Raw genomic sequence first — 17,338 nt, forward strand, 5'->3', positions numbered from 1 at the left:
ACCATGAGCGCACAGGCACCCGCGGATCGCGCGAGCATCCTGCTCGTGGACGACATGGACGACAACCTTGTCGCTCTCGAAGCAGTGCTCGGAGCCCTGAACGAGCCGATGGTGAGGGCCCGTTCCGGGGAGGAGGCGATGAAGGCGCTGTTGCGGCAGCAGTTCGCCGTGATCCTGCTCGATGTCCGGATGCCGGGCATGGACGGCTTCGAGACCGCCTCGAACATCAAGCGGCTGGACCAGACGAAAGACGTCCCGATCATCTTTCTGACCGGGGTGGAGGCCGACAGCAGCTATGCCTTCCGCGGATACGCCACGGGGGCCGCGGACTTCATGACGAAGCCGTTCGACCCGTGGGTGCTGCGGGCGAAGGTGAGCGTGTTCCTCGAACTGCACCGCAAGACGCGCCAGTTGGAGCGGATGCTGGCCAAGGAACAGGAGCAGCTGGCCACGATCGCCGGCCGGCTGAGCGCCATCGAGTCGGAGCTCGGCCGGAGCGGGCCGAGCGATGTCCCGGAGCTGCGGATCCAGCTGACGCGTATCGAGGACGGCGTCAGGGAACTGCGTCGCGGGCGGAGCCGATAGGCCCCGCCCGCGACGGCGTCTGCCGCGCGGGTGCCGCTCCGCGCCGCGGAGTGTCCGCGGCGTGGGTGCTCGCCGCGGAGTGTCCGCTGCGCGGGTGCTGCTTCCCGCGCCGGGGCTGCTACTTCTCGCGCGACCCGTCGTACATCTCGTCGATCAGGTGCTGGTACTCCCGCTCGACGACCGGCCTCTTGAGCTTGAGGCTGGGCGTGAGCTCGCCGTGCTCGATGTCCAGGTCGCGCGGGAGCAGCCGGAACTTCTTGACCGTCTGCCAGCGCTGGAGCCCCTCGTTGAGGCGCTGCACATAGCCCTCGATCAGCTGCTGGACCTCCGTGGTGGCCACGACCTCGGCGTACGGCTTGCCGCCGAGGCCGTTCTCCTCGGCCCAGCCGAGGATCGTGGGCTCGTCGAGCGCGATCAGGGCCGTGCAGAAGTTACGGTCCGCACCGTGCACCAGGATGTTGGAGACGAACGGGCAGACGGCCTTGAACTGGCCCTCCACCTCGGCCGGCGCGATGTACTTGCCGCCGGAGGTCTTGATCAGGTCCTTCTTGCGGTCCGTGATCCGCAGATAGCCGTCGGCGGACAGCTCTCCGATGTCACCGGTGTGGAACCAGCCGTCGGACTCCAGGACTTCCTCGGTCTTCTCGGGCAGACCGTGGTAGCCCTCCATGATGCCGGGGCCGCGGAGCAGGATCTCGCCGTCGTCGGCGATCCGCACCTCGGTGCCGGGCATCGGCTTGCCGACGGTGCCGGTGCGGTAGGCCTCGCCCGGGTTGACGAAGGACGCGGCGCTCGACTCGGTGAGCCCGTAACCCTCGAGGATGTGGATGCCGGCACCCGCGAAGAAGTAACCGATGTCGGGGGCGAGGGCGGCGGAACCGGAGACGGCGGCGCGCAGCTTCCCGCCGAAGGCTTCCCGCAGCTTGGAGTAGACGAGCGCGTCGGCGACCTTGTGCTTGGCGCCCAGACCGAAGGGCACGGAGGCGGAGCCGGTGCGACGGAAGTTGTCCTGCGAGGTCTTGGCGTACTCGCGTGAGACACCCGCGGCCCACTGGAAGATCTTGTACTTCGCACCGCCGCCGGCCCGCGCCTTGGACGCGACGCCGTTGTAGACCTTCTCGAAGATGCGCGGGACGGCCGCCATGTAGGTGGGCTGCACCACCGGCAGATTCTCGATGATCTTGTCGACCCGGCCGTCCACCGCGGTGACGTGGCCGACCTCGATCTGGCCGGAGGTGAGCACCTTGCCGAAGACGTGCGCGAGCGGCAGCCAGAGGTACTGCACGTCCTCCGGGCCGATCAGGCCGGTCGCCGCCATGGCCTTCGCCATGTACGACCAGTTGTCGTGCGGCAGCCGGACACCCTTGGGCCGTCCCGTGGTGCCGGAGGTGTAGATGAGCGTCGCCAGCTGGTCGGCGGTGATCGCCCCGACCCGCTCCTTGACCGCCTGCGGGTGCGTCTCGAGGTACCGCGCGCCGCGCGCCTCGAGGTCGGCGAGCGAGAGCACCCAGCCCTCGGGGTCCGCGGTGTCCGGCTCGACGCCCGTGCTGTCGAGCACGACGACATGCTTGAGGCCGGGCAGCTCAGCCCGGCGCTCACGCGCCTTGGCGAGCTGGGATGCGTCTTCCGCGATGAGCACCCTGCTGTCGGAGTCGGAGAGGATGTACGCCGACTCCTCGGCGTTCGTGGACGGATAGACGGTGGTGGTCGCACCGCCCGCGCACATCACGCCGAGGTCGGACAGGATCCATTCGACCCGGGTCGAGGATGCGAGCGCGACCCTGTCCTCGGGCTGCACCCCCAGGTCGATCAGGCCGGCGGCGATGGCGTACACCCTGCCGGCGGCCTCGCCCCAGCTCAGCGACTTCCAGTCGTCGGGCCCCTCACCGGTGGCGGAAGGCACCGGGTAGCGGTAGGCCTCGGCGTCCGGCGTGGCCTCCACTCGCTCGGTGAACAGGTTCGCCACCGAGGGCGGTCGGTTCTCGATCAGGGTCTGTGTGTCGCTCACGACGTCCTCCGGGCCTGCGGCAGCACTGCACGACTGGCTGGTTTCTAACTGGCGAGTAACCATCGAGCCGTGATCAGAGTAAAGGGCACACTGCCAGCGCGTAAGAGGCAGCGGGCTGCCGCTTGATAACGAACCGAACGGCGGATGGCGGCGCCCATCCGATGATCGGTGTAACGGGCAGCTATTACGGTATTCGTTCCGCCGGCCCGTCCCCTGCGAGGGTCCCCCTGCGGCACGGCCGCGCCCCGGAGACGACGCAGGCGCCCGGCCGTGATCCGGCCGGGCGCCTCCGCCCCGAACTCCTGGGTCCCATGCTGGGGGCTGTCGGGTTCCGTGCGCGGGACTCGCGGGTCCTGTGCGCCGGGCTCTCGCTCCTGCGCTCGGGACTCGCGGGTCCTACTTCTTGCTCTTGGCGCCGTCGTCGCTGGACAGCACGGCGATGAAGGCCTCCTGCGGGACCTCCACGCTGCCGACCATCTTCATCCGCTTCTTGCCTTCCTTCTGCTTCTCCAGCAGCTTCCGCTTACGGGAGATGTCACCGCCGTAGCACTTGGCGAGGACGTCCTTGCGGATGGCGCGGATGGTCTCGCGGGCGATGACCCGCGAGCCGATGGCCGCCTGGATGGGCACCTCGAAGGCCTGCCGCGGGATGAGCTCCCGGAGCTTGGCGACGAGCCGCACGCCGTACGCGTACGCCGCGTCCTTGTGCGTGATGGCCGAGAACGCGTCCACCTTGTCGCCGTGCAGCAGGATGTCGACCTTGACCAGGCTGGACGACTGCTCGCCGGTGGGCTCGTAGTCGAGCGAGGCGTAGCCGCGGGTCTTGGACTTCAGCTGGTCGAAGAAGTCGAAGACGATCTCGGCGAGGGGCAGGGTGTAGCGGATCTCGACCCGGTCCTCGGAGAGGTAGTCCATGCCCAGCAGCGTGCCGCGGCGGGTCTGGCACAGCTCCATGATCGAACCGATGAACTCGCTGGGGGCGAGGATCGTGGCCCGGACGACGGGCTCGTGCACCTCGTCGATCTTGCCCTCGGGGAACTCGCTCGGGTTGGTGACGGTGTGCTCGGTGCCGTCCTCCATGACCACGCGGTAGACCACGTTGGGCGCGGTGGCAATCAGGTCGAGCCCGAACTCCCGCTCCAGCCGCTCGCGGATCACGTCCAGGTGCAGCAGGCCGAGGAAGCCGACGCGGAAGCCGAAGCCGAGGGCCGCGGAGGTCTCCGGCTCGTAGACCAGAGCCGCGTCGTTGAGCTGGAGCTTGTCCAGGGCCTCACGCAGCTCGGGGTAGTCCGAGCCGTCCAGCGGATACAGACCGGAGAAGACCATCGGCTTCGGGTCCTTGTACCCGCCGAGAGCCTCGGTGGCGCCCTTGTGCAGGGTGGTGATGGTGTCACCGACCTTGGACTGGCGGACGTCCTTCACACCGGTGATCAGATAGCCGACCTCGCCGACGCCGAGACCGTCGGCCGGCAGCATCTCCGGCGAGTTGGTGCCGATCTCCAGCAGCTCGTGGGTGGCGCCCGTGGACATCATGCGGATGCGCTCGCGCTTGTTGAGCTGGCCGTCGATGACGCGCACATAGGTCACGACACCGCGGTACGAGTCGTAGACCGAGTCGAAGATCATCGCGCGCGCGGGGGCGTCGGCCACACCGACCGGGGCGGGCACCTCACGGACCACCCGGTCCAGCAGCGCCTCGACGCCGAGCCCGGTCTTGGCCGAGACCCGGAGCACGTCGTCGGGGTCACAGCCGACCAGGTTCGCCAGCTCCTCGGCGAACTTCTCCGGCTGCGCGGCCGGCAGGTCGATCTTGTTGAGCACCGGAACGATCGCGAGGTCGTTCTCCATCGCCAGATAGAGATTGGCGAGGGTCTGCGCCTCGATGCCCTGGGCGGCGTCCACAAGCAGGACGGTGCCCTCGCAGGCGGCGAGCGAGCGGGACACCTCGTACGTGAAGTCCACGTGGCCCGGAGTGTCGATCATGTTCAGGATGTGGGTGGTGCCCTGGGAGTCGCCCTCGCTGGGCGCCCAGGGCAGCCGGACCGCCTGGGACTTGATCGTGATGCCGCGCTCGCGCTCGATGTCCATACGGTCGAGATACTGAGCACGCATCTGCCGCTGGTCGACCACTCCGGTCAGCTGGAGCATCCGGTCGGCAAGGGTCGACTTGCCGTGGTCGATGTGCGCGATGATGCAGAAATTGCGGATCAGCGCCGGGTCGGTACGACTCGGCTCGGGCACGTTGGTGGGAGTCGCGGGCACGCAGGGTCCTGATTCTTGAGACGCGGGGCGTCTCGTCTCGGGCGATGTCGGATCGATACGTAGCCTCCATGGTCCCATGGGAAGGGGACTGCGCTCGGTTTGGGCCGCTCGGAGGACGACTGGTAGCCTGGGCAGCTGTGTCTCGTGCCCCTCTCGGCCCGGGACGCTCACCGAAGATCAACCGAACCTGAGAAGGCTCTTTCGTGGCGAACATCAAGTCCCAGATCAAGCGGAACAAGACGAACGAGAAGGCGCGCCTGCGCAACAAGGCCGTCAAGTCCTCGCTCAAGACCGCGATCCGCAAGGCCCGTGAGGCTGCTGCCGCGGGTGACCTCGAGAAGGCCTCCGTGGCCGCTCGTGACGCTTCCCGTCAGCTCGACAAGGCTGTCTCGAAGGGTGTCATCCACAAGAACGCCGCCGCCAACAAGAAGTCGGCGCTGGCCTCCAAGGTTGCTTCCCTCCAGGGCTGAGTGCTCTTGATTTGACTGCCGGAAGGACTCGAGCGGGCCCTCTCTCTCCGCTCCCGACCGGCAAACCCGACTCGCACGCGGCCTGCGTTCGCCACGCGGGTGCGAGTCTCCAGCAGAACCTTCGAAGGCCCCGGCCCGCTCTTCCTTCCCCAGGACGAGCGACCGGGGCCTTCGGCTTGCCCGGCGGCAGGGGTGCGGACGTCGCCCGGCGGGCGGGCAGGGCGGGTCGGCGGCGCGAGGCGGGGGCGGTAGGCCTGTACGGGGCGAGGCGGGTCGGCGGCGCGAGGCGGGGGCGGTAGGCCTGTACGGGGCGAGGCGGGTCGGCGGCGCGAGGCGGGGGCGGTAGGCCTGTACGGGGCGAGGCGGGTCGGCGGCGCGAGGCGGGGGCGCGTGGGGCCGAGCCGGTACGCGCCGGGTACGGCCGAGCCGGGTACGGGCCGGGGGCCGGCCCTAGCGCGCCGGCCGGTAGAGGCCTAGCGGCGGGAGCGAGCTGCTCGGGCGATCGTCACGACCGCCTTCTCCAGCGCGTACTCCGGGTCGTCGCCACCGCCCTTGACGCCCGCGTCCGCCTCGGCGACGGCACGTAGGGCCACCGCCACCCCGTCGGGGGTCCAGCCCCGCATCTGCTGCCGGACCCGGTCGATCTTCCAGGGCGGCATGCCCAGCTCACGGGCGAGGTCCGCGGGCCTGCCGCCGCGGGCCGACGACAGCTTGCCGATCGCCCGCACGCCCTGTGCCAGCGCGCTGGTGATCAGCACGGGAGCCACACCCGTCGACAGCGACCACCGCAGGGCTTCCAGCGCCTCGGCCGCGCGTCCCTCCACCGCCCGGTCGGCGACCGTGAAGCTGGACGCCTCGGCGCGGCCCGTGTAGTACCGCCCGACCACGGCCTCGTCGATCGTGCCCTCGACGTCGGCGGTGAGCTGGGACACCGCGGACGCCAGCTCCCGCAGGTCGCTGCCGACGGAGTCGACGAGGGACTGGCACGCCTCGGGTGTCGCCGACCTGCCGAGCGCCCGGAACTCCGACCGGACGAACGTGAGCCGCTCGGCGGGCTTCGTGGTCTTCGGGCAGGCCACCTCCCGCGCCCCGGACTTGCGGGCGGCGTCCAGCAGGCCCTTGCCCTTCGCGCCGCCGGGGTGCAGCAGGACCAGGGTGATCTCCTCGGCCGGCGCGTCCAGGTACGCCTTGACGTCCTTGATCGTGTCGGCGGACAGATCCTGCGCATTCCGCACGATGACGACCTTGCGCTCGGCGAAGAGCGACGGACTTGTCAGCTCGGCGAGGGTGCCGGGCTGGAGCTGGTCGGCGGTGAGGTCCCGCACGTCCGTGTCGGCGTCGGCGGCGCGCGCCGCCGCGACCACCTGCTGCACGGCGCGGTCGAGGAGAAGGTCCTCCTGGCCCACGGCGAGCGTGACGGGGGCGAGCGGGTCGTCGGTCGAATTCTTCCTGGTGGCCATCGCGGTCCAGCATCCCATGGGCCACTGACACTCCGTCCCGTACCGGAGAATGGCCCGGTGAGCGAAGGACGACATGTACTGGTGCTGCCCGACCGCGACGCAGCCGAGGAGGTGGCACAGGAGCTGGCGGGCCGTTTCGGGGTGACCGATGAGCCGCAGCTCGTACGGGACGCGCTGGCGGGCGAGGACGACGCCGAGGACGCCCAGTGGCTGGTGGTGGTGGACGACCCGGCGGCCCGGCTCGACCCGATGGTGCTCGACGATTTCGTCGCCGAGTACGAAGGCTGGCTGGAAGCGCCGTAGCGGCCCGGCCGTTCAGCCGCGGGCGCCCCGCGGGTCGGGCGGCAGTCGGTCGAGCTCCAGCCCGAAGTGCTCGCGGTAGGCCGCCAGGACCGCCGCGTCGTCGGCCAGAGGCTGCTCACGGCGCTCACCGTGTTCGGTGACGACGAGCTTGCGGCCGCTGAGCGTGATGCGGCCCTCTTCAGTGAGCCGCGAGCACACGACGGACTGGGTGAAGTGCGACGCGGGCGATGTCCGGTGCCACCAGGCTCCGGCCCGGAAGTCCTCCAGCGAACGCGGCCGCGTCGCCAGGCGGAACTGCGGCTTGCCGTCGCGGTGGAGATCGATGTCGCCGAACTCCGTCTCGACGATCCGGAACGTACCGGCGGGATCGGTCTGGTCTCCGCGCTCGTCGAACGCCAGCGGATGGTGGGCGTGGTCCCCGAATCCGACGTCCGCCAGCCATCTGCCGCTGCCGTCGGCCGGCTCCACGAGCAGGCCGAGGTGGTCGTACGGAATGCCCAGCCTGCCCCCGTCACCGAAGACGCGGCCCTCCAGCAGGGTGACCGTGTAACCGAGGTCGCGGAGCAACGCGGCGAAGGCGCCGTTGAGTTCGTAGCAGAACCCGCCCCTGCGCCCCTCCACCACCTTGGCGAGCAGCGCCTTGTCCTCCAGCACGATGTCCTCGCCGAAGTGCACGGAGAGGTTCTCGAACGGAACGGTGCGCAGGTGCCGCAACTGCAGATCGCGCAGCGCTGCGGCGTCGGCGTGCTGCGGGCGGTCTGCGCCGATGCGGCGGAGGTAGGCGTCCATGGGGCAAGTGTGACGCGAGGGCCCGCCGCGCACCATGGACCGCTGGTCCTAGACCGGTCGGCCGAGGCCATCCGGTTCCGGGGCCGGATCGGCTCCCCGCGCGCGCTCACCTTCCGAGCGGGGTTCAGCCTGCCCGCCGTGCGGCGCCTGCCGCTGCCGTGCGGCCGCCCCGCATATCGGTGACGGCGGCGCAGCCCGGCCCGCAGGTTCCGGCCCGCGCCCGTCACCGCGACCGGCCCGTCGGTGTCGGTACGCAGCACCACCGCTCCTCCGGCCCGCAGCGCGTCGACGGTCCGGGGCGACGGGTGACCATAGGTGTTGTCACGGCCGACCGAGATGAGCGCCAGACGCGGACGTACGGCATGGATCAGACTGGGATGCTGATGAGCCGAGCCGTGGTGCGCCACCTTGAGCACATCGACCGGCGGCAACGCCGGATAGGCCCGCAGGAGCCTCCGCTGGGCCGGTGGTTCGAGATCACCGAGCAGCAGCACGGTCGGCCCTCCCTCGACACGGACGAACAGCGTGACGCTCGCGTCGTTGGGACCGTCGGGCAGGAATCCGGGGCCTGCGCCGGGCGCGGAGCCGGGCCGGGCCGCGGGCCAGAGCACCTGCCAGGTCAGCCGACCGACCCGGCGCCGCTCCCCCACCGCCGTGCGCACCATGGGCACACGGGCGGCCGCCGCGGCTCTGCGCACGAAAGCGCTCTGCTCCTGTGGTTCGTCGAACGTCGTCGTCTGCACCACTCCCACGGATCTGCCGCGCAGCACCCCCGGCAGCCCGCGGACATGGTCCGCATGGAAGTGGGTCAGCAGAACGAGCGGGATCCTGGTGACCGCGAGATCCCGCAGACAGCGGTCCACCGGAACGGGATCGGGCCCGGCGTCCACCACCACGGCTCCGCCGTCACCCGTGGCCAGCACGGCCGCGTCGCCCTGCCCCACGTCGCACATCGCGACATCCCACGCGGGCGGCGGCCAGCCGGTGAGAACCCTGGTGAGCGGTGCCGGGCGCACAACTGCGAGCAGGAACAGCAGGATGCACACGACGATCGCCCACGGATGACGTGTCAGCCTGCGCGCCAGAAGAATGACCAACCCGGTGAGGGCCGCGAGCAGGAGACCGCCACGCCAGCCGCCCTGCCAGTCCGTGCGTGCCCCGGGCAGGCCGGCCCCGATGCGGGCCACGGAGGCGATCCATCCGGCCGGCCAGCCGGCGACCTGGGCCAGTACCTCGGCGACGGGCATCGCGACCGTCGCGGCGGCCAGGGCGGCGAACCCGAGGACGGTGGCCGGGGCGACCGCGAGCTCGGCGATCAGATTGCAGGGAATCGCCACCAGACTCACCCCGGCCGCGAAGACGGCGACCACGGGCGCGCACACGGCCTGGGCCGCGGCGGCCGCAGCAAGGGCTTCGGCGAGCCTCGGAGGCACGCTCCTGCGCTGAAGGGCCTCGCTCCAGCCGGGAGCGATGACGAGCAGCGATCCGGTCGCCAGGACGGAGAGGAGGAAGCCGTAACTCCGCGCGAGCCAGGGGTCGTACAGCACCAGCAGCAGAACCGCGGCGGCGAGCGCGGGGAGGAGCGACCGGCGGCGCCCGGTGCCGATGGCGAGCAGAGTGACGGCCCCACAGGCCGCCGCACGCAGCACGCTCGGCTCCGGTCTGCACACCACCACGAAGGCGAGCGTCAGGGCCCCTCCGAGGACCGCGGTCCCGCGGAGCGTGATGCCCAACCGAGGTGCCAGACCGCCGCGTTCGGCCAGCAACGCCCGACGCGGCGGCCCGATCAGCAGGACGAGCACAATGGTCAGGTTGCTGCCAGAAACGGCTGTCAAGTGAGTGAGGTCCGTCGCCTCGAAGGCGTCCTGAAGCTCCGGCGTGACCCGGGAGGTGTCTCCGACGACGAGCCCGGGGAGCAGCGCGCGGGCATCAGGGGCCAGGCCGTCGGTCGCCTCGCGAAGCCCGGCCCGGAGATCACCGGCCGTGCGTTGAAGCGCTGTCGGAGGCCGGACGACTTCCGGCCCGTCCGTCTCGTCCGCTCGCAGCACGGCCGCGAACCGGTCGCCCGGGTGCGACGGCGGCATCAAGCGCCCCGCCAGCCGCAGCCTGGTCGAGGGCAGCAGCCCCTGCCATGACGCGAGCCTCCGTGCGGGCATGTCCGTCCGCACCATCACGAGGACCGGCGTCCGGGCTCTGGTGACCGCGCCGCCCGATGTGGTGACCAGGGTGGCTTCCGCGTCGAGCAGCAAGAGGCGTCCTGCCGTTCCGTCGCCGCGGGCCGGGGACTGTGGACGGGTGAGGCGGGGATCGGACGTGACCGTCAACTCGACGGTGGCGTGTGCGTATTGATCCGCCAGAGCGGGCAGCGGCCCCCGTCTCAGATCCGCGCCGTGCAGCCCGGCCGAGGCCGCGCCGGCCGCCGCACACAACAGGATCCCGGCAAGAGCGGTGGTGTTGAGACGCCACCGTCCCTCCGGTGCTGCGGAGTCGCCGCCGGGAGCCGCCCCCGTACCCGCCGATGGACGATTCCCTGCCGACGCACATAGGGCGGCGGGTGCAAGGCGGTCGGCCGAGCCCCTGATCGCCCACATCGCCAACGGCAGCACAGCCGCGAGAACGAGGCAGACGATCACTCCCGTCACCGTCCACCACCCGGCCACGCCCAGCGCCAGCGCCGACGCGGCCCAGGCGGCCAGAGCCGGCGGAACCAGCCGTAGATCGGCCGGCCCCTCCTGGCGCGGGTCCGCCGCTCCCAGCCGGTGTCCCGACGCTGTGTGCACTGCTTGGCGCGTCATGGCCGCACCAGGTTCTGGAGGTCCGCGAAACGGCGGTCACCGATCCCATTGACCTCGCGGAGTTCGTCGACCGACCGGAAGCCGCCGTGCTGCGTGCGGTAGTCGATGATGTGCTGGGCCAGCACGGGGCCGACGCCCGGCAGGGTGTCGAGCTGTTCCGCCGTGGCCGAGTTGAGGCTCACCGGACCCGCGGGCTGAGCGCCCGGGCCACCGGCGCCGCCCGCCCCACCGATGCTCCCACCGGCCGGGCCCGCACCGGCACCGGTCACCCCCGGCGGGACAGGCAGCCCCACCACGACCTGTTCGCCGTCGACGAGCACCCGCGCCCGGTTGAGTGCGGTGAGATCCGTGCCGGGCTTGACGCCTCCGGCCGCGTGCAGTGCGTCCGCAACCCTTGATCCGGCGGGCAGTTGGAGAACGCCGGGCCGCCGCACCTTGCCGCTGACATCGATGATGATCCGCCCGCTGGGGACTGCGGCGGACGGGACCGGCGGGCCGGGCGAGGGCTCCGGTTCGGAATCGGTGGCGGGAGCAGCCGCGCCCTGCTCGACCAGCTCGGGAGCCCGCACGGTCTCCGGCCGCCCCACCCAGAAGTGCTGTGCGGCGAAGACGGCGGCCGCCAGCAGGACGACGGCCAGCGCCGCCAGAGCCCGCGGCTCCAGCCCGCATCTGAGCTGCACCCACAGCGGCAGCCTCTCGCGCACGGCGAGCCCGGCCCACCGCCGCGCAGCCTGACTCGGACCCACGCCCGCGCCCGCACCAAGGCCCGGCCCGCCACCAGCACCGGCACCGGCGGCCGCACCCGCACCCGCACCCGCACCCGACGAGTCAGCACCCCCGCCTGCCCCGCCGAGCGCCACGTCGGCTCCCGAGACACCCGTCCCGGCGGCACGCGCACCTGCTCCGGCACCCGCACCCGCACCCGCGAACAAGGCGTCCGCCCGCCGCCGTACCGCCGTCGCCTCGCCGCCCGGCACGCGTCTCCCCCATGCCCCGGCCGTACCCACCGTGGAGACCGGGCGCCGGGCAGCACCCGTACCCGGCCCGGGGGCCGAACCGGGCCCGGGGCCAGGACTCGCACCCGTACTCAGACCCGGCCCACGCCTCACACGGGCGCGGCCGTCCGACGCCGGGGCGCGCCCCGGCCCACTCGTTGCGGAACGTGAACGTGATCGAAGAGCCATGTCACGAGACGGTAGGCACATCCACCCGAACCCGCTGAGCAGGTCCAATTCCCGTGGAAAACCATCCTGTTGTGGATATCTCCGTCACCCGAAGGGGCCGTTCCACCGACCTCAGCGCGGCGAGACGACCGCCGCGAGGAGTCCCGGCCCGGTGTGCGCCCCGATCACCGCACCCACCTCGCTCACATGCAGGTCCGCCAGTCCCGGCACTCGCTCCCGGAGCTTGTCCGCGAGCACCGCGGCTCTTTCCGGTGCGGCCAGGTGGTGCACCGCGATGTCCACGGTGCTCGCGCCCGCCCGTCCGACGACGATCTCCTCCAGCCGGGCGATTGCCTTCGACGCCGTGCGCACCTTCTCCATCGGCACGATCCGGCCGCCGTCCAGCTGAAGCAGCGGCTTCATCGCCAGCGCCGAGCCGAGCAGCGCCTGCGCGGCCCCGATCCGGCCGCCGCGGCGCAGGAAGTCCAGGGTGTCGACGTAGAAGTAGGCGGACGTACCGGCGGCCCGCTTCTCCGCGGCGGCCACGGCCTCGTCCAGCATGCCGCCGCCCTCCGCCGTCTCCGCGGCGGCCAGAGCGCAGAATCCGAGGGCCATGGCGACCATCCCGGTGTCCACCACCCGCACCGGCACCGGAGCGTCCTTGGCGGCCAGTACGGCGGCGTCGTAGGTGCCGGAGAACTCCGACGACAGGTGCAGGGAGACGATCCCGGTCGCACCCGCTTCGGCCCGGGCCCGGTAGGTCTCCGCGAACACCGCGGGGCTCGGCCGCGAGGTGGTCACCGGACGTCGCTTCTGCAACGCCAGTGCGAGCGAACGCGCCGAGATCTCGGTGCCCTCTTCGAGTGCTTGATCGCCAAGTACGACGGTCAGAGGCACCGCGACGATGCCGTGGCGCTCCATCGCCGGTGGCGGCAGGTAGGCCGTTGAATCGGTGACGATCGCGACATGGCGGGACATGAGCGGGAGGTTACCCGGCGGCGGGACAGGACGGCAGCCCGGCCCCTCGTCGGCACCCGCACCTCTGCTGCCCCCGCCGACAGCTCATCGGCCTCATGGACCGCACCGCGCCGTCCCGCGCCGCCCCAACCCCCGGACCTCACAGGTCAGTTGGTCGTCTCCGGCCGAGCGGTCTTCTGCCAGGGGTACGTGTTCTGCTGCCGCGGATCACGCGCCGTGATTGCCTGCGGCTGATCCTGCTGCCCTTGCTGCCGCGACTGAGCCGCGGACGGTGAAGGAGCCTGCGCGGAGTCGGCGGCGGCCGCTGATCCGGCCTGCCCGGTGGTGTCCACCTCGGGCCAGGTCTGCCCGGGGCCGGCCTGCCCGCCCGCGTCCGGCCAGGCGTCGTCCCGGCTCCCGGACTGCCCCGTAACCGGTTCGCCGGTGGGCGGGTCCTCGATCGACCAGTGCCGCAGCGCCCCCGCCTCCATGTCGATCTGCGTGCTCAGCGCGTCCAGATCGTCCTCGGCGAACTTCCTCGCCCGGTCCCGCGCCGCCCATCGCAGCGACTCGGCCGAGTGCACGATCCGCTCCGTGCGCTCGCGGAGTCCGGGCAGCAGCGAGGCGACCGTCGCCCGGTCGGGCTCGCGCTCCAGGCGCTTCAGCTCGTCGTCCAGCTCATGGCCGTGCACACTCAGCCGCTGGAAGAGGGAGATCGACTCGGACAGCGACGCGTCCTCGCCCGCTCCCGCCTGAAGGGCGTCCTGGGTGGCCCGCATCGACGTCCGCAGCGACAGCCGCAGCTGTGCCAGCTCACCGACGACTCCGCCCTGTCCGTAGCTCCTCGCGCGCAGTGAGGTCTCCTCGACGGTGCGACGCGCCTGGGTGACCGTGCGCTCCACGCCACGCTTGGCCGCGCCGACGACCTTCACCGTCACAAACACCCCCAACGCGACGAAGGCGACGAAAAGCAGCGCCAAAATGAGAATCGCGGCTTCCATGAGCGCCCCTTCGGCGTCGGATGTAGTTCCTCCACGGTAAACGGAACGGGCAGGCCGAGGGTTCCATCGGAACCCCCAACCTGCCCGTAGGGGATGCCCCGCAGCCCCCGCGAAACCCCTCGAAAGGAGGACTAGGCAGGAACGATGTTGACCAGCTTCGGCGCCCGCACGATCACCTTGCGGATTCCGGCGCCGTCCAGCGCCGCGACCACCGCCGCGTCACCCAGTGCCAGCGCCTCCAGTTCCTCGTCCGAGATCGACGGGGAGACCTCCAGCCTCGCCTTCACCTTGCCCTTGATCTGCACGACGCAGGTCACCGACTCGTCGACGACGTACGCCGGGTCCGCGACCGGGAACGCCTGGTGCACGACCGAGTCGGTGTGTCCCAGCCGGCGCCACAGCTCCTCCGCGATGTGCGGGGCCAGCGGGGCGATCAGCAGCACCAGCGCCTCGGCGACGCTGCGCGGCAGCGGCCCGCCGACCTTGGTCAGGTGATTGTTCAGCTCGGTGATCTTGGCGATCGCGGTGTTGAACCGCAGCGCCGCCAGATCCTGACCGGCTCCGTCGATCGCCTTGTGCAGCGCACGCAGCATGGGCTCGTCGGCCTCGGTGTCGACGACCGTGACCTCACCGGTGGACTCGTCGACGACATTGCGCCACAGCCGCTGCAGCAGCCGGTACTGACCGACGACGGCCCGGGTGTCCCAGGGCCGGGAGACGTCCAGCGGTCCCATCGCCATCTCGTACAGACGCAGCGTGTCGGCACCGTACTCGGCGGAGATCTCGTCCGGAGTGACTGCGTTCTTCAGGGACTTGCCCATCTTGCCCAGCTCGCGCTTTACCGGCTCACCCTCGAAGAAGAACGCGCCGTCCCGCTCCTCGACCTCGGTGGCCGGCACCGGGAAGCCGCGGCTGTCCCGGTAGACGTACGCCTGGATCATGCCCTGGTTGTACAGCTTGTGGAACGGCTCCGCGGACGAGACGTGGCCCAGGTCGAACAGCACCTTCGACCAGAACCGCGCGTACAGCAGGTGCAGTACGGCGTGCTCGGCGCCGCCCACGTACAGGTCGACGCCGCCGTGCGGCATGCCCTCGCGCGGCCCCATCCAGTACTGCTCGATGGCGGGGTCGACCAGCTTCTCGCTGTTGTGCGGGTCCAGGTAGCGCAGCTCGTACCAGCACGAACCCGCCCAGTTGGGCATGGTGTTGGTCTCGCGGCGGTACCGCTGGGGGCCGTCGCCCAGGTCCAGGGTGACGTCGACCCAGTCCTCGTTGCGCGACAGCGGCGTCTCGGGCTGGGTGTCGGCGTCGTCGGGTGCGAACGTCCGCGGCGAGTAGTCCTCGACCTCGGGCAGCTCCAGCGGCAGCATCGACTCCGGCAGCGAGTGCGCGACGCCGTCCTCGTCGTAGACGATCGGGAAGGGCTCGCCCCAGTACCGCTGGCGGCTGAACAGCCAGTCACGCAGCCGGAAGTTGACGGTGGCCTCACCGACGCCGCGCTCGACCAGCCATCCGGTGATCCTGGCCTTGGCCTCGGCGACGTCCAGGCCGTTCAGCGAGATCTCGTCGTTCGAGGAGTTGATCGCCGGCCCCTGGCCGGTGAACGCCTCGCCCTCCCAGCCCTCGGGCGGCTGCACGGTACGGATGATCGGCAGCTCGAAGGCCTCCGCGAACTCCCAGTCCCGCTCGTCCTGCCCGGGGACGGCCATGATCGCGCCGGTGCCGTAACCCATCAGCACGTAGTCGGCGACGAACACCGGGATGCGGGCGCCGGTCACCGGGTTCTGCGCGTACGCGCCGGTGAAGACGCCTGTCTTGTCCTTGTGTTCGGTCTGCCGCTCGACGTCGCTCTTCGTCTGCGCCTGCTTGCGGTACACGGCCACGGCGTCGGCCGGGGTCGCGGCGCCGCCGGTCCAGGCCTCCTTGGTGCCCTCGGGCCACTCGGCGGGCAGGATCGAGTCGATCAGGCCGTGCTCGGGCGCCAGCACCATGTAGGTCGCGCCGAACAGGGTGTCGGGGCGGGTGGTGAAGACCGTGACCGGCTTGTCACTGTGGCCCTCGACCGTGAAGTCGACGCGGGCGCCCTCGGACCGGCCGATCCAGTTGCGCTGCTGCAGCTTGATCGCCTCGGGCCAGTCCAGCGCGTCCAGATCGTCCAGCAGCCGGTCGGCGTAGGCGGTGATGCGCATGTTCCACTGGCGCAGCTTGGCCTTGAAAACGGGGAAGTTGCCGCGCTCGGACCGGCCGTCGGAGGTGACTTCCTCGTTCGCCAGGACCGTGCCCAGCCCGGGGCACCAGTTGACGGGCGCGTCGGAGGCGTACGCCAGGCGGTACTCACCCAGCACGTCCGCCCGCTCCAGGGCGCTCAGTTCGCTCCACGCGCGCGTGGAGCCCGGAACGGCCCGCTCACCGCTCTCGAACTGCGCCACCAGCTCGGTGATCGGACGGGCCTTCTTCGCGTCCTCGTCGTACCAGGAGTTGAAGATCTGGACGAAGATCCACTGGGTCCACTTGTAGTAGTCCGGGTCGATCGTCGCGAAGGACCGGCGCTGGTCGTGGCCCAGACCCAGCCGGCGCAGCTGGGCCTTCATGTTCTCCATGTTGGCCTCGGTCGACACCCGGGGGTGGGTGCCGGTCTGCACGGCGTACTGCTCGGCGGGCAGGCCGAAGGCGTCGAAGCCCAGGGTGTGCAGGACGTTGTGGCCGGTCATCCGCTGATGGCGGGCGTAGACGTCCGTGGCGATGTAGCCCAGGGGGTGCCCGACGTGCAGGCCCGCGCCCGAGGGGTAGGGGAACATGTCCATGATGAACTTCTTGGGGCGGGCGGCCACGGCGGGATCCCCGGCCAGGTCGCCGCGGGGGTTCGGCGCCTCGTACGTACCCTCGGCGTCCCAGAAGTCCTGCCAGCGTGCCTCGATGTCGGCGGCCATCGCAGCGGTGTAGCGGTGCGGTGCGGCCACCTCGGCAGCAGAATTCGTCTCGCTCATGATCCTTAAAGCTCCATCGGTCGTCTCTGCTCGAGCCCTGTCATCACCCGGGTGAAATGAAAAATCCCCTCGCACAGGAGGGGACGCCGCGCCGATTCCGACCGGATCTTTCATCCGTCGGGACTGATCAGCGCGGCCGGCTAAGCAGAAGGCGTACGGCACGCATAGACGTCAGGGTACCGCAGAGAGCGATCCCGTTGTGTGGCGCAGACCTCGTCGCCGACCAGAGACAATCGGCGTTCCCTTCCGTATCTATCCGTACGGGGATCAGGACTGGCCGCTGACAGGCGGTCCGAACAAGGGCGGGGAGATGTCACGAGAGATGCCGGCATACGCCTGGACAGCCGCCGATCCACCCGGGAGGCACTGGGGTTACCCCGCGTATCGACCCTATCCAGGGCAACCCCAGAGTCAGTTGCCTGTGGTTCCGCTCTCTAAACGCCAAAACGTCGTACCGCTCGGTATGGGTCGCCTTAGCATGCGTCAACGGGACCGCATTCCCCGCACCTTCGGAGTCGCCCCATGAACCCTCGTCGCAACAACCGATCGTCACCCTCA

Annotated in this window: 11 protein-coding genes and 1 pseudogene; 3 read left to right on the forward strand and 9 right to left on the reverse strand. The window is 70.8% G+C overall.

Translation table 11 applies throughout. The annotated features are described in order from the left end of the window. Positions 1–3: 3 nt before the first annotated feature. On the forward strand, positions 4–585 hold the full coding sequence (locus tag ACQPWZ_RS12075) for a response regulator (RefSeq protein WP_340473054.1): 582 nt from the start codon (positions 4–6) through the stop codon (positions 583–585). Between the two features lie 118 nt (positions 586–703). Here the strand turns inward: ACQPWZ_RS12075 and ACQPWZ_RS12080 are convergent, their stop codons facing one another. Further along, positions 704–2,593, reverse strand: a complete 1,890-nt coding sequence (locus tag ACQPWZ_RS12080; RefSeq protein ID WP_433571321.1) for an AMP-dependent synthetase/ligase — start codon at positions 2,591–2,593, stop codon at positions 704–706. Between the two features lie 396 nt (positions 2,594–2,989). Next, positions 2,990–4,855: a translation elongation factor 4 gene (gene lepA, locus ACQPWZ_RS12085; protein WP_356701723.1), complete on the reverse strand. Its 1,866-nt coding sequence runs from the start codon at positions 4,853–4,855 to the stop codon at positions 2,990–2,992. A 203-nt stretch (positions 4,856–5,058) separates the two neighbouring features. Here lepA and rpsT point away from each other — a divergent pair, with 203 nt between their 5' ends. After that, the gene (rpsT, locus tag ACQPWZ_RS12090; RefSeq protein ID WP_313946374.1) at positions 5,059–5,325 is read left to right on the forward strand and encodes a 30S ribosomal protein S20; all 267 of its coding nucleotides are present in this window, start codon (positions 5,059–5,061) and stop codon (positions 5,323–5,325) included. A gap of 473 nt (positions 5,326–5,798) precedes the next feature. Here the strand turns inward: rpsT and holA are convergent, their stop codons facing one another. After that, complete coding sequence (holA, locus tag ACQPWZ_RS12095) at positions 5,799–6,785, reverse strand: DNA polymerase III subunit delta (protein WP_340473057.1); 987 nt, start codon at positions 6,783–6,785, stop codon at positions 5,799–5,801. Positions 6,786–6,842: 57 nt separating this feature from the next. Between holA and ACQPWZ_RS12100 the strand changes: the two genes are divergently transcribed. Further along, a complete protein-coding gene (locus ACQPWZ_RS12100) occupies positions 6,843–7,088 on the forward strand; it encodes a hypothetical protein (protein ID WP_313946372.1) in 246 nt (81 codons plus the stop codon). Positions 7,089–7,100: 12 nt separating this feature from the next. Here ACQPWZ_RS12100 and ACQPWZ_RS12105 read toward each other — a convergent pair whose 3' ends face one another. The 6 genes and pseudogenes from ACQPWZ_RS12105 to leuS form a co-directional block, all read right to left on the reverse strand. Continuing rightward, on the reverse strand, positions 7,101–7,877 hold the full coding sequence (locus tag ACQPWZ_RS12105) for an arylamine N-acetyltransferase family protein (protein ID WP_433571322.1): 777 nt from the start codon (positions 7,875–7,877) through the stop codon (positions 7,101–7,103). Between the two features lie 185 nt (positions 7,878–8,062). Next, a pseudogene (locus ACQPWZ_RS12110) lies at positions 8,063–10,672 on the reverse strand (ComEC/Rec2 family competence protein); the annotation flags it as partial. Further along, the gene (locus tag ACQPWZ_RS12115) at positions 10,669–11,418 is read right to left on the reverse strand and encodes a helix-hairpin-helix domain-containing protein (RefSeq protein WP_433571323.1); all 750 of its coding nucleotides are present in this window, start codon (positions 11,416–11,418) and stop codon (positions 10,669–10,671) included. The pseudogene ACQPWZ_RS12110 and the gene ACQPWZ_RS12115, both read right to left, overlap by 4 nt. Positions 11,419–11,967: 549 nt before the next feature. After that, positions 11,968–12,813 (reverse strand): DegV family protein, encoded by an 846-nt coding sequence (locus ACQPWZ_RS12120; protein ID WP_433571324.1) that lies wholly within the window; start codon positions 12,811–12,813, stop codon positions 11,968–11,970. Between the two features lie 146 nt (positions 12,814–12,959). Then, positions 12,960–13,793: a hypothetical protein gene (locus ACQPWZ_RS12125; protein WP_433571325.1), complete on the reverse strand. Its 834-nt coding sequence runs from the start codon at positions 13,791–13,793 to the stop codon at positions 12,960–12,962. Positions 13,794–13,924: 131 nt separating this feature from the next. Then, positions 13,925–16,780, reverse strand: a complete 2,856-nt coding sequence (gene leuS, locus ACQPWZ_RS12130; protein WP_383236546.1) for a leucine--tRNA ligase — start codon at positions 16,778–16,780, stop codon at positions 13,925–13,927. Positions 16,781–17,338 lie beyond the last annotated feature (558 nt).

The organism is Streptomyces sp. CA-251247 (assembly GCF_050952975.1).
In the GTDB taxonomy this organism is placed as follows: Bacteria; Actinomycetota; Actinomycetes; order Streptomycetales; family Streptomycetaceae; genus Streptomyces; species Streptomyces achmelvichensis.